The sequence below is a fragment of the Streptomyces sp. 5K101 genome (assembly GCF_046506645.1).
Lineage (GTDB): Bacteria > Actinomycetota > Actinomycetes > Streptomycetales > Streptomycetaceae > Streptomyces.
On record NZ_JBKFFO010000003.1, the window covers coordinates 113,131 to 125,980 of the forward strand.

At 69.0% G+C, this 12,850-nt stretch carries 8 protein-coding genes; 4 read left to right on the plus strand and 4 right to left on the minus strand.

Going from position 1 to position 12,850, the window contains the following annotated elements; all coding sequences use genetic code 11:
* The first annotated feature begins 8 nt into the window (after nt 1–8).
* A complete protein-coding gene (locus ACLB9X_RS06330; protein WP_410359245.1) occupies nt 9–1,133 on the plus strand; it encodes an acyl-CoA dehydrogenase family protein in 1,125 nt (374 codons plus the stop codon).
* Nucleotides 1,130–1,528: a RidA family protein gene (locus ACLB9X_RS06335; protein WP_410359246.1), complete on the plus strand. Its 399-nt coding sequence runs from the start codon at nt 1,130–1,132 to the stop codon at nt 1,526–1,528. The genes ACLB9X_RS06330 and ACLB9X_RS06335 overlap by 4 nt, the downstream gene beginning before the upstream one ends.
* Before the next feature lie 82 nt (nt 1,529–1,610).
* Here ACLB9X_RS06335 and ACLB9X_RS06340 read toward each other — a convergent pair whose 3' ends face one another.
* The gene (locus tag ACLB9X_RS06340; RefSeq protein WP_410359247.1) at nt 1,611–2,066 is read right to left on the minus strand and encodes an SPW repeat protein; all 456 of its coding nucleotides are present in this window, start codon (nt 2,064–2,066) and stop codon (nt 1,611–1,613) included.
* 222 nt (nt 2,067–2,288) lie between these two features.
* Here ACLB9X_RS06340 and ACLB9X_RS06345 point away from each other — a divergent pair, with 222 nt between their 5' ends.
* Nucleotides 2,289–3,086 (plus strand): VOC family protein, encoded by a 798-nt coding sequence (locus ACLB9X_RS06345; protein WP_410359248.1) that lies wholly within the window; start codon nt 2,289–2,291, stop codon nt 3,084–3,086.
* A gap of 157 nt (nt 3,087–3,243) precedes the next feature.
* Here ACLB9X_RS06345 and ACLB9X_RS06350 read toward each other — a convergent pair whose 3' ends face one another.
* Nucleotides 3,244–4,773, minus strand: a complete 1,530-nt coding sequence (locus tag ACLB9X_RS06350) for a helix-turn-helix domain-containing protein (RefSeq protein WP_410359249.1) — start codon at nt 4,771–4,773, stop codon at nt 3,244–3,246.
* A 413-nt stretch (nt 4,774–5,186) separates the two neighbouring features.
* Here ACLB9X_RS06350 and acnA point away from each other — a divergent pair, with 413 nt between their 5' ends.
* Nucleotides 5,187–7,901, plus strand: a complete 2,715-nt coding sequence (acnA, locus tag ACLB9X_RS06355) for an aconitate hydratase AcnA (protein WP_410359250.1) — start codon at nt 5,187–5,189, stop codon at nt 7,899–7,901.
* Nucleotides 7,902–7,984: 83 nt separating this feature from the next.
* Here the strand turns inward: acnA and ACLB9X_RS06360 are convergent, their stop codons facing one another.
* Together ACLB9X_RS06360 and ACLB9X_RS06365 are read right to left on the minus strand one after the other, a co-directional pair.
* The gene (locus ACLB9X_RS06360) at nt 7,985–8,914 is read right to left on the minus strand and encodes an FG-GAP repeat domain-containing protein (protein ID WP_410359251.1); all 930 of its coding nucleotides are present in this window, start codon (nt 8,912–8,914) and stop codon (nt 7,985–7,987) included.
* Nucleotides 8,915–9,066: 152 nt separating this feature from the next.
* Entirely contained in the window at nt 9,067–12,834 is a 3,768-nt protein-coding gene (locus ACLB9X_RS06365; protein WP_410359583.1) for a GH92 family glycosyl hydrolase, read from the minus strand.
* Nucleotides 12,835–12,850 lie beyond the last annotated feature (16 nt).

Genomic DNA, 12,850 nt, shown 5'->3' on the forward strand with positions numbered 1-12,850 from the left:
GGGAGCGAATGCCCGTATTCTCACTCGATCCGGTACAGACCGCCTGGTGCGCCGAGCTGCGCGCCACGGCTATGACCCGATTGGCCCCGCTCGCCGAGAAGGGCGAACCGGGCCGTGTCAACCGCCCCTTGGTCGCCGCCCTCGGCGAACTCGGCCTGCTGGAACGCCTCTTCACGGCGGGCGCCCTCGAACTGTGCCTGCTGCGTGAGTCCCTGGCGTACGGCTGCACGGAGGCCGAGACCGCCCTCGCGCTCCAGGGGCTCGGCACCTTTCCCCTCCTCCAGGCGGGTGCCGAGGAGCAACGCCGGCGCTGGCTGCCCGAGGTGGTCGCCGGACGGGCGGTCGCGGCCTTCGCGCTGAGCGAGCCCGACGCCGGTTCGGACGCCGCCGCGCTCACCCTGAAGGCGGTGCCCGACGGTCGCGGCTGGCGCCTGAGCGGCGAGAAACGCTGGATCTCCAACGCGCCCGAGGCCGACTTCTACAGTGTCTTCGCGCGGACCACCGAAGGCGCGGGAGCCCGCGGCGTCACCGCGTTCCTCGTCCCCGCCGACCGCCCCGGACTGACCGGCACGCCGCTCGACATGCTCTCCCCGCACCCGATCGGCGCCCTCGCCTTCGACGACGTCCCCGTGACCGCCGACGACCTGCTCGGCGAGCCCGACTGCGGCTTCCGCGTCGCGATGAACACACTCAACCTCTTCCGGCCCAGCGTCGGGGCGTTCGCGGTGGGCATGGCGCGCGCCGCCCTGGACGCGACCCTCACGCACACCGCCCACCGCAAGGCCTTCGGCGGCACGCTGGGGGAACTGCAGTCGGTCGCCCACACGATCGCCGACATGGCCACCCGCACCGAGGCCGCGCGCCTGATGGTGTACGCGGCGGCCTGTGCGTACGACGAGGGGGCAACCGACGTGCCGACGCGGTCCGCGATGGCCAAGCTGCTCGCAACCGAGACCGCCCAGTACGTCGTCGACGCGGCCGTCCAACTGCACGGCGCCCGCGCCCTCCAGCGCGGTCACCTGCTCGAACACCTCTACCGGGAGGTCCGCGCCCCCCGGATCTACGAGGGCGCGACCGAGGTCCAGCGCACGATCATCGCCAAGGAGCTGTACGCCGAGGAGGCCGCCCGATGAGCCTGCAACGGCACAACCCGGCCGAACTGTCCCCGCCGACCGGCTTCTCCCACGCGGTCACCGCGTCCGGTACGCGGCTGGTGTTCCTCGCCGGGCAGACCGCTCTGGACACCGATGGCAAAGTCGTGGGGGTCACGCTGCCCGAGCAGTTCGAGACGGCCCTGACCAACCTGCTCGCCGCTCTCGCCGCGGCCGGCGGCACCCCGCACGACCTGGCCCGCGTCACCGTCTACACCACCGACGTGGCCGACTACCGGGCCCACGCCGTCGAGTTGGGCCGCATCTGGCGCCGGCTGGCGGGGCGCGACTACCCGGCGATGGCCGTGATCGGCGTGGTCAGGCTGTGGGACGACGCCTGCCTGGTCGAGGTGGACGGGACGGCCGTGCTGCCCTGACGACGACCCTCGGCAGGCGGCCGTGCGAAGACCCCGGCACATTCTCGTGCCGGGGCCCTCGATCCAGGGGTTGCGACAGGGCTCAGGTCATCGCAGAGGGACCTCGGCCGCGTCCGCGTACGCGCTCGCCCCGAGCACCGGCTGCCATCGCCAGGGCGCAGAGCAGGGCGACAACGCCGACGATCACGTTGTTGACGACGGTCCGCACGGTGTCGACGTTTCCGGCGACGACCCACGGCGCGATGATCGTGAAGAGGCCTATGGCGCATGCTGCCCACGCCATGGCGTGAGTGCGCTCGTATGCCGATCCCAGGCCGCTCATGCAGACCGCGTAGGCGATGCCGAGGATCAGGTTGGTCACCGCCAGTGCGGTGAGGCCGCTGAATCCGGCTATCCACGGCGACGCCGCGAGGTATACACCGGTCAGCAGTGCGAGTGCTTCGACGGCCTGGGCCGCGGGATTCGTCGTCGCCCGCTCGAAGCGGGAACGCATCTCGGCCAGGTCCGGGTGTTGTGTGATGTCTGAACGGGTGGTCATGGTGGGCCGCCTCCTGTCAGCAGCCTTATCTGTCCTTTATATCCATGGAACGCCTGTCGGTTCCCTAGGTCAATGGGAAATTTCCCGACCCCGACCACCAGCGCCGCTTGGCGGCCGCCCCCTCACCGGAGGGCCGGCGCCGGTCGCGTCGCCGCGCCGACGGGCGAGCGTCGGTGTCGAATGTCACGCTGGGATCCCACGTATCTACGAAGGGTAGTCACCTTGATCACCACCGACTTCGTCCCGGGCTCCCCCTGTTGGCTCGACCTCGGAGCCCCCGACGTCCGTGCCGCCGCGGCCTTCTACGGCGCGGTGCTCGGCTGGGAGTACGAGTCCATGGGGGAGGGGGAGGAGATGGAAGGCGGGATGTTCCGGAGGGACGGCAAGATCGTCGCCGGGCTCGGCAAGCTCACCGAGGAGGGCGCGCGCTCGGCCTGGATGATCTACCACTGCATCACCGACGCGGATGCCACGACCGAGGCCGTGCGGCGCGCGGGCGGCACGGTGCGGGTGGCGCCGATGGACCTCGACGACTGGGGCCGCATGGCGCAGTACAGCGATCCCCTGGGGGGTCAGTTCGCCGTCTGGCAGCCGGGGACGAACAAGGGCGTGGAGCTGGTGGACCAGCCGGGCTCGCTGTCCTGGACCGAGCTGTTCACGAGTGACGCCGCGGCCGCGAAGGACTTCTACGGCGGCATCTTCGGCTGGCAGTTCAGTGACATGGAGCTGCCGGGCGGCGGGGGCACGTATGCCCTCATCACGCCCGCGGGGCTGTCGGAGGACCGCATGCACGGCGGCATCATGGAGCTCCGCACGGAAGACCTCTCGCTGGCGAACGGGCGGCCGTACTGGCACCCGGTCTTCGCCGTCGCCGACTGCGACGCCGCGGTCGCCGAGGTCACCGAGAAGGGCGGCAGCGTGCAGATGGGGCCGGAGGACGTCGAGGGCGTCGGCCGGCTGGCCGTCTGCCTCGACCCCTCGAAGGCCGACTTCGTGGTGCTCACTCCGACCGAGAGCTGAACCGGGGCGACCTGGGAGGTGGCAGCGGTGTGCCCACTGCACCGCTGCCGGATTCCTGGGCGAGGCTCCGTCACCAGTCGTGGTGGGTGACGGAGCCTCAGGCGCCTGGAGCGACACTCTGTCCGGCACATCGGTCATGTGCCGACGTGCCCGGTTCTCAGATGTCGCGGAAGATCTCGATCTGCGCCCCCACCGTGTTCAGCCGCTCCGCCAGGTCCTCGTACCCGCGGTTGATGACGTACACGTTCCGCAGCACCGACGTGCCCTCCGCCGCCATCATCGCGAGGAGGACGACCACCGCGGGGCGCAGTGCCGGCGGGCACATCATCTCCGCCGCGCGCCAGCGCGTGGGGCCCTCCACCAGGACCCGGTGCGGGTCGAGCAACTGGAGCCGGCCGCCCAGGCGGTTGAGGTCCGTGAGATAGATCGCACGGTTGTCGTAGACCCAGTCGTGGATCAGCGTCTGGCCCTGCGCCATGGCCGCGATCGCCGCGAAGAACGGCACGTTGTCGATGTTCAGGCCGGGGAACGGCATGGGGTGGATCTTGTCGATCGGCGCTTCCAGCTTGGACGGCCGCACGGTCAGGTCCACCAGACGGGTGCGGCCGTTGTCCGCCGCGTACTCGCCGGAGCGGTCGTGGTCGAGGCCCATCTCCTCCAGGACCGCCAGCTCGATCTCCAGGAACTCGATGGGCACCCGGCGGATCGTCAGCTCCGACTCGGTCACCACGGCGGCGGCGATCAGGCTCATCGCCTCGACCGGGTCCTCGGAGGGTGAGTAGTCGACGTCCACGTCGATGTTCGGCATGCCGTGCACGGTGAGCGTCGTGGTGCCGATGCCCTCGACCTTGACGCCCAGCGCCTCCAGGAAGAAGCACAGGTCCTGGACCATGTAGTTGGAGGAGGCGTTGCGGATGACGGTCACGCCGTCGTGCCGCGCGGCGGCCAGCAGCGCGTTCTCGGTCACCGTGTCGCCGCGCTCGGTCAGGACGATCGGCCGGTCCGGCGATGTCGAACGGTCCACCCGGGCGTGGTAGATGCCCTCGGTCGCCGTGATGTCCAGTCCGAAGCGGCGCAGGGCGATCATGTGGGGCTCGATGGTCCGCGTCCCGAGGTCGCAGCCGCCGGCGTACGGCAGGCGGAAGGTGTCCATCCGGTGCAGCAGCGGCCCGAGGAACATGATGATGGACCGCGTACGGCGGGCGGCGTCGGCGTCCATGGAGTCCATCTCGAGACCGGCGGGCGGCACGATCTCCAGGTCCATGCCGTCGTTGATCCAACGCGTACGCACGCCGATCGAGTTGAGCACTTCGAGCAGCCGGTAGACCTCTTCGATGCGGGCCACGCGCCGCAGCACGGTCCGCCCCTTGTTGAGCAGCGAGCCGCACAGCAGAGCCACGCACGCGTTCTTGCTCGTCTTGACGTCGATGGAGCCGGAGAGACGGCGTCCGCCGACGACTCGCAGATGCATGGGCCCCGCGTAGCCGAGCGAGACGATTTCACTGTCGAGCGCCTCACCGATGCGCGCGATCATCTCAAGGCTGATGTTCTGATTACCGCGCTCGATACGGTTGACGGCGCTCTGACTGGTGCCGAGCGCCTCGGCAAGCTGACTCTGTGTCCAGCCGCGATGCTGACGGGCGTCACGGATGAGCTTGCCGATGCGTACGAGGTAGTCGTCTGCCATGGCTGGAGGCTATCTCACATATGAGATGTGATCGTGCGGGGGTGGGCTGTTGGAGTGATGTCACCTCCCTGTGGTGGCTGTTCGCCTGTTGGTGTATGTCCAGAGGGAGTTCATCCTCTTGTGCCCGAAATGCGGCACAGTACTCGCGGCCGATCCCTTCGGGGGTCGGATCGGGTCCGCCGGAGGGTCGCCTCGGGTCCACCTCCCGGTTGAAGCGCAGGAGGAAGGTGTCCGGGCATGACCGAGCCGCGGTCATGTACTAGAGTTATCTCGACATCGAGATATCTGCCGAAGGCGTACCGCAAGCCGCCTGTCGGTAAGGGTTACCTAACTAAGCCTTACCTTAGCGGATCGGCGAGGAGCCGTGGCGGCAGCATTGAGGTAGTACGCGCACATTGATGAAGGAGACTGTCGTGTCGGCGAACAGCTTCGACGCCCGCAGCACGCTGCGCGTGGGCGACGAGTCGTACGAGATCTTCAGGCTGGACAAGGTCGAGGGCTCCGCGCGCCTCCCCTACAGCCTCAAGGTCCTCCTGGAGAACCTGCTCCGCACCGAGGACGGCGCGAACATCACCGCCGACCACATCCGGGCGCTCGGCAACTGGGACTCCCAGGCCCAGCCCAGCCAGGAGATCCAGTTCACGCCGGCCCGCGTGATCATGCAGGACTTCACCGGCGTTCCCTGTGTCGTCGACCTCGCCACCATGCGCGAGGCCGTCAAGGAGCTCGGCGGCGACCCGGCGAAGATCAACCCGCTGGCCCCGGCCGAGCTGGTCATCGACCACTCCGTCATCGCCGACAAGTTCGGCACCGCCGACGCCTTCGGCCAGAACGTCGAGCTCGAGTACGGCCGCAACAAGGAGCGCTACCAGTTCCTGCGCTGGGGCCAGACCGCCTTCGACGAGTTCAAGGTCGTCCCGCCGGGCACCGGCATCGTCCACCAGGTGAACATCGAGCACCTGGCCCGTACGGTCATGGTCCGCAACGGCCAGGCCTACCCCGACACCCTCGTCGGCACCGACTCGCACACCACCATGGTCAACGGCCTCGGTGTGCTCGGCTGGGGCGTCGGCGGCATCGAGGCCGAGGCCGCCATGCTCGGCCAGCCGGTCTCCATGCTCATCCCGCGCGTCGTCGGCTTCAAGCTGACCGGCGAGCTGCCCACCGGCACCACTGCCACCGACCTGGTTCTCACCATCACCGAGATGCTGCGCAAGCACGGCGTCGTCGGCAAGTTCGTCGAGTTCTACGGCGAGGGCGTCGCCGCCACCTCCCTCGCGAACCGCGCCACCATCGGCAACATGTCGCCGGAGTTCGGCTCCACCGCCGCGATCTTCCCGATCGACGGCGAGACCCTGAAGTACCTCAAGCTCACCGGCCGCTCCGAGCAGCAGGTCGCGCTCGTCGAGGCGTACGCCAAGGAGCAGGGCCTCTGGCTCGACCCGGCCGCCGAGCCCGACTTCTCCGAGAAGCTCGAGCTCGACCTGTCCACGGTCGTCCCCTCCATCGCCGGCCCGAAGCGCCCGCAGGACCGCATCGTCCTCGCGAACGCCGCCGAGCAGTTCAAGCAGGACGTCCGCAACTACGTCGACTCCGTCGACGAGGCGGGCATGGAGTCCTTCCCGGCCTCCGACTCCCCGGCCATGGGCAACGGCGTACCGTCCAACGCGGTCCCCGTGACCGCCCCCGACGGCTCGACCTACACGCTCGACCACGGCGCCGTCACCGTCGCCGCGATCACCTCCTGCACCAACACCTCGAACCCGTACGTCATGGTCGCCGCCGCGCTGGTGGCCAAGAAAGCGGTCGAGAAGGGCCTGACCCGCAAGCCGTGGGTCAAGACCACCCTCGCCCCGGGCTCCAAGGTCGTCACCGACTACTTCGACAAGGCGGGCCTGACCCCCTACCTCGACAAGGTCGGCTTCAACCTCGTCGGCTACGGCTGCACCACCTGCATCGGCAACTCCGGCCCGCTGCCGGAGGAGGTCTCCAAGGCGGTCAACGACCACGACCTCGCGGTCACCTCGGTGCTGTCCGGCAACCGCAACTTCGAGGGCCGGATCAACCCCGACGTCAAGATGAACTACCTCGCCTCCCCGCCGCTGGTCGTCGCGTACGCCCTCGCCGGCTCGATGAAGGTGGACATCACCAAGGAGGCGCTCGGCACCGACACCGAGGGCAACCCGGTCTACCTCAAGGACATCTGGCCGACCGAGGCCGAGGTCAACGACGTCGTCGCCAACGCCATCGGCGAGGACATGTTCTCCAAGTCCTACTCCGACGTCTTCGCGGGCGACGCCCAGTGGCAGGCGCTGTCGATCCCGACCGGCAACACCTTCGAGTGGGACCCGCAGTCCACCTACGTCCGCAAGCCCCCGTACTTCGAGGGCATGGAGATGGAGCCGGCCCCCGTCCAGGACATCGCCGGTGCGCGCGTCCTGGCCAAGCTCGGCGACTCGGTCACCACCGACCACATCTCCCCGGCCGGCGCCATCAAGGCCGACACCCCGGCCGGCAAGTACCTCACGGAGCACGGCGTCGAGCGCCGCGACTTCAACAGCTACGGCTCCCGCCGCGGCAACCACGAGGTCATGATCCGCGGTACGTTCGCCAACATCCGGCTGCGCAACCAGATCGCGCCGGGGACGGAAGGCGGCTACACCCGCGACTTCACGCAGGAGGGCGGCCCGGTCTCCTTCATCTACGACGCCTCGCAGAACTACCAGGCCGCCGGCGTCCCGCTGGTGATCCTGGCGGGCAAGGAGTACGGCTCCGGCTCGTCCCGTGACTGGGCCGCCAAGGGCACCGCGCTCCTCGGCGTCAAGGCCGTCGTCGCCGAGTCGTACGAGCGCATCCACCGCTCGAACCTCATTGGCATGGGCGTCCTGCCGCTGCAGTTCCCGGAGGGCGCGTCGGCGTCGTCCCTCGGCCTGACCGGTGAGGAGACCTTCTCCATCTCCGGCGTCACCGAGCTCAACGAGGGCACCACGCCGCGCACGGTCAAGGTCACCACCGACACCGGTGTGGAGTTCGACGCGGTCGTCCGCATCGACACCCCCGGTGAGGCGGACTACTACCGCAACGGCGGCATCATGCAGTACGTGCTGCGCAACCTCATTCGCGGATAAGCACCGCCGCGGCTGACGGACCAGGCGCGAAGCAAGAGGGCCGCACCCCCGGCAACGGGAGTGCGGCCCCTTCGCGTGACGGATCAGAACATCAGCCGGTACGTGTTCCAGCCGGCGGTGCCGATCTTGACGCGCGGCTTGAAGGGGAACATGGCGATACCAGTGCCCGAGTAGCGCCACAGCGCGCCCGCGGTGTCGCGTGCGATCAGGTCCGTCGTGCCGTCGAGGTCGATGTCACCGACGGAGACGAGGCTGTTGAACATGTTCCAGCCGGTACCGATCTTGGTGCGCGCGCTGAACGGGGTCGTGCGGCTGCCGGTGCCCTTGTAGAGCCACAGTGTGCCGCCACCGTCACGGGCGACGATGTCGGCCTTGCCGTCACCGGTCAGGTCGCCCTTGCCGGTGATCTGGTTGTAGATCTGCCAGCCGGAGCCGACCTTGGAGCGGCCGGTCAGCTTGCCGTTGCCGTAGCCCAGGTAGAGCCACAGGTTCCCGCTGCCGTCACGGGCGAGCAGGTCGTCGGCGCCCGCGCCGGCGAGGTTGCCCGTGGAGAGCACCCTGTTGTAGATGCCCCAGCCGGTGCCGACGGTCACCGGGTCCTCACCCCAGAAGAGGTGGTACAGGGCGCCGGAGCTCTCGACCGTCCAGATGCCGTCGGACGAGCCGTCCGCGTCGTGGTCGGCCTGCGTCATGTGCCTGCTGCTGGTCCAGCCGTAACCGACGTGTTCCCGGCTGTCGAGACCGCCGGAACCGTTCGGCGCGTAACCGTACATGTTGCCCGCGCTGTTGACGCCGTACAGCGCGTTGACCGGGGCGTCGGCGGCCGTGGACTGGATGCCGAAGGTGTTCCCGCTCGTGGCGGGCGCCTGGGAGGCGGCGGTCGCGGCGGGCGCCGGGTCCGCGGCGGACGCCGATCCGGCGGCCACCCCCGTGACGAGCAGTGCCGCGGCGGTCGCCGCGGCAACGAGGCGGGCACGCGCCCGGCCGCGCTTGGGGCCAGAGAGTTCGGCCACGTAAGTCTCCATGAGAGTGTCTCGATGACGTGGCCCGCCCCGCTCGACGGGGCAGGCCACAGATTCACCCTGATCCTTTCATGCGACCTTCACAGGCTCACTGGTTTTTCGTGTAGCGGAATCGCTACAACCGCTCACCGTGCCACGCTGTTTCAACCAAGCAGCTCCACCTCCGCGAGCGTGCCCTGTTCCGCCAGGACGAGCCGGTAGTGCGCGTACGCCCCCGGCTCGTCGAGCGTGAACACCCGCGTCTGCCGGTCCCAGGCGAACGACTCGCCCGACCGCTTGTCCAGGTCCGTCCACGACCGGCCGTCGGCCGAGCCCTGCAGGACCCAGGACTTCGGCGCCTTCTCCTTCGCCGCCGAGGTCAGCGTGTACTGCACCGCCCGGGTCCCCTGCGCCACCGGCAGGTCGGCCGACGTGACCGCCGCGGATGTGGCCGAGGAGTTGTCGAGGAGCGGGCCGCTGGCCGTGGTCAGGTCGTGCCGCGGAGCGGGGGCCTTGTCGTCCTGCGTGATCGAGACGGGCGCGGCGTCCTTGCCCGTGCCCCACGCGGACGGCCTCGGGCCCATGGCGAACTCCAGCGTGCCGCCCCTGGCGACCACCTCGTGCGGCAGCGACGTGGAGTTCCACTTCTTGCCGTTGACCTTCAGGCCCTGCACGTAGATGTTCCGCGCGCTGTTCCTCGGGGCCTTCACCACCAGCTCACGCCCGTTGTCGAGGTGCACGGTCGCCTTGGTGAACAGAGGCGAGCCGATGGTGTACTCCCCGCTGCCCATCACCAGCGGGTAGAACCCGAGCGCGGAGAACAGGTACCAGGCGGACTGCTCGCCGTTGTCCTCGTCGCCGTGGTAGCCCTGGCCGATCTCGCTGCCCGTGTACAGGCGCGAGAGCACCTCGCGCACCTTCTCCTGCGTCTTCCACGGCTGGGACGCCGCGTTGTACATGTAGGTGACGTGGTGGGCGACCTGGTTAGAGTGGCCGTACATGCCCATCCGCACGTCGCGCGCCTCGGTCATCTCGTGGATGACGGAGCCGTACGAGCCGACGAACTCCGGCGACGCCGTCTCGGGCGTGGCGAAGTAGGTGTCGAGCTTCTTGCCGAGGGCCGAGCGGCCGCCGTAGAGGTTGGCGAGACCGCGCGAGTCCTGGGGCGCCGTGAAGGCGTAGCCCCAGCCGTTGGTCTCCGTGTAGTCGTAGCCCCACACCCGCGGGTCGTACTGGCCCGACGGAACCCGCCAGTCACCCTTGAGGTTGCGGCCCTGGAAGAAGCCGGCCTCGGAGTCGAAGAGCGTGACGTAGTTGCGGGCGCGGTTCAGGAAGTACTCCGCCTCCTCCCGGTAGCGCGCCTTCTTCGTCTTCTCGTACAGCGCCTTGCCCATCTCGGCGAGCCCGTAGTCGTTGAGGTAGCCCTCCAGCGACCAGGACAGGCCCTCGTGGGTCGCGGTGGAGGCGTAGCCGAGGAACGGCGAAATCTCCATGCCCTTGCGGCCCACCCCCGACGACGGCGGGACCACGGTCGCGTTCTTCAGCGCCGCCTCGTACGCCGCCTCCGCGTCGAAGTCCACGCCCTTGACGTAGGCGTCGGCGAAGGCCACGTCCGAACTGGTGCCGGTCATCAGGTCCGCGTAGCCGGGGGAGGACCACCGGGAGATCCAGCCGCCGTCCTTGTACTGCTGGACGAAGCCGTCCACCAGCTCGCCCGCCTTCTTCGGCGTCAGGAAGGAGTACGCCGGCCAGGTCGTGCGGTAGGTGTCCCAGAAGCCGTTGTTGACGTACACCTTGCCGTCGACGATCTTCGCGCCGGTGTGGGTCGGGGTGTCGGGCCCGGGCATCGGCGAGAAGGGGCTCGCGTACTGGTACCGGGGGTTGCGCTTGGTGCCGGTGTTCTCGAAGCCCGAGTTCGGGTAGAGGTAGAGCCGGTACAGGCTGGAGTAGAGCGTGGTCAGCTGGTCCCACGTGGCCCCTTCGACCTCGACCCTGCCCAGCAGGTCGTCCCACGCGTCCTGCGCCTTGCCGCGGACGCGCTCGAAGCCGGTGCCCGCCGGGATCTCGTCGGCGAGGTTCTTCTTCGCCTGCTCCACGCTGATCAGCGAGGTGGCGATGCGCAGGGTCACCGTGCGGTCGTCGCCCGCGTCGAAGCGGAGCCTTCCCTTGACGCCGTCGGCCGCCGAGTCGGTGACCGGCGCGTCGAAGACGCCGTGGACGAACAGCCGCGTGGCACCCGTGGACAGACCGCTCTTGACGTCGGAGAAGCCGGTGAAGGACCGGTTCGCGGGATGGAGGGTGAGACCGCCCTGCTCGGTCACGTTGTCGAAGATGACGCTCGCGTCGTCACCGGGATAGGTGAACCGCATCATCGCCGCGTGGTCGGTCGGCGTCATCTCGGCCTTGAGACCGTTCTCGAACGTCACGCCGTAGTAGTGCGGGCGAGCGGTCTCGTTCTCGTGCCGGAAGGGTAGCGCCCGGCCGGTGCGCGAGGTGTCCGGGGTGCCGGCCGCGGCGGACGGCATCAGCTGGAACGTCTGCCGGTCGCCCATCCACGGGCTCGGCTCGTGGCTGGTGCTGAACGCCTGCACCGTGGGCAGGTTGTCCGCGTTGTTGCCGCGCGCGTACTCGTAGAGCCAGCTCCGGGAGCCCGCGTTGGTGACCGGCGTCCAGAAGTTGAACCCGTGCGGGACGGCGGTGGCGGGGAAGGTGTTGCCGCGGGAGAAGGAACCGCTGGAGTTGGTGCCGCGCGTCGTGGAGGCGTAGTCCGACAGGTGCGTGAGCCGCTTCTCGGGCGCCTTGGGCCGGATCGTGATGTCGTCGATCCAGCCCTGGAACTTCGCCGGGCCCTTGGGGGAGTCGTACGCCACCAGGACGCGGTCGACGGTCTTGCCGGCCGCGACCGTGCCGATGCCGGAGGCGACGGCGTTCCACTGGTTGACGTACAGCCGCTTGGCGGCGCCCTGGCCCTGGGGTGTCAGCAGGCCGCCGTGCGCGTCGACGGCCTTGAGGTCGCTGAGGTACGTGCCGTCGGTGAAGGTGAGGTCCACTGCCACGTTCGTGGCGGGGTAGCCGAGGTCGGTCTCCGCCATGGCGGGGAAGACCTTGTACGACAGCTCGGTGTCGCGCCGCACGGCGATGTCGACGTCGAAGACCTTGTTGTACGAGTAGGCGCGGCCGTCCGGCGTGTGGGTGCCCGCGTACCGCAGCGCCCGCTTTCCGGTGAAGCCGGCCCCGGCCTTGGCGGTGGGGGAGCCGCTGGGGCCGCGGTCGACCTGGGTGCGCATGTCGTCCGGGACGGGTGTGCTCGTGTCGCCGTTGGAGAATTGGACGTCCGCGAGCTGGGTGATCCCGGACGCGCCGTTGTTCTTGGTGATCTCCAGGCGGTAGTGCGCGTACGCCGTCACCTCGGACGGCGAGCCGATGTCGTACGTCCTGGTCTCGAAGCGCTTGGCGAAGGTCTCGCCCGCACGGGTGTCGAGGACAGTCCACGTCTTTCCGTCGGCCGAGCCCTTGAGCGTCCAGTCCCTCGGGTCGCGCTCGGCGAAGTCGTTGGCGGACGTCAGCGCGTAGGTGGCGACCTTGACCGGCTCGTCGGTGTCGAACTCGACCCAGCCGGTGGGCTCGAAGGTAAGCCATTTGCTGCCCGGCAGGAGGTCGACGAGGTTTTCCTTCGTCTCGCCGGCGCCGGTGTTCTCGCCGCTGGCGCGCAGTCCGGTCACCTTGTCGGTGACATTGCCCGGAATTCCGCTCGAGAATCCGCCGTCGACGCCCGAAGACCGCTTCTTTCCGTCCGTGCCGACTTCGACGGTATTACGCCAATTGGGCTGTTTTTCATCCGCTTCGAAGGACGACGTGAATTCCTGGTCGGCAGCGGGTGATTGGGCGGTGTGTGCGGGAAGGGCGACGGCGACGGAAGGGGCCGTCAACATGAGGAGTGAGGCGCTC

Excerpts from the sequence above, each read along its gene's own strand:
- ACLB9X_RS06340 (WP_410359247.1), bottom strand. The coding sequence starts at position 2,066 with ATGACCACCCGTTCAGACATCACACAACACCCGGACCTGGCCGAGATG.
- ACLB9X_RS06350 (WP_410359249.1), bottom strand. The coding sequence starts at position 4,773 with ATGGCAGACGACTACCTCGTACGCATCGGCAAGCTCATCCGTGACGCC.
- ACLB9X_RS06335 (WP_410359246.1), top strand. The coding sequence starts at position 1,130 with ATGAGCCTGCAACGGCACAACCCGGCCGAACTGTCCCCGCCGACCGGC.
- ACLB9X_RS06365 (WP_410359583.1), bottom strand. The coding sequence starts at position 12,834 with ATGTTGACGGCCCCTTCCGTCGCCGTCGCCCTTCCCGCACACACCGCC.
- ACLB9X_RS06330 (WP_410359245.1), top strand. The coding sequence starts at position 9 with ATGCCCGTATTCTCACTCGATCCGGTACAGACCGCCTGGTGCGCCGAG.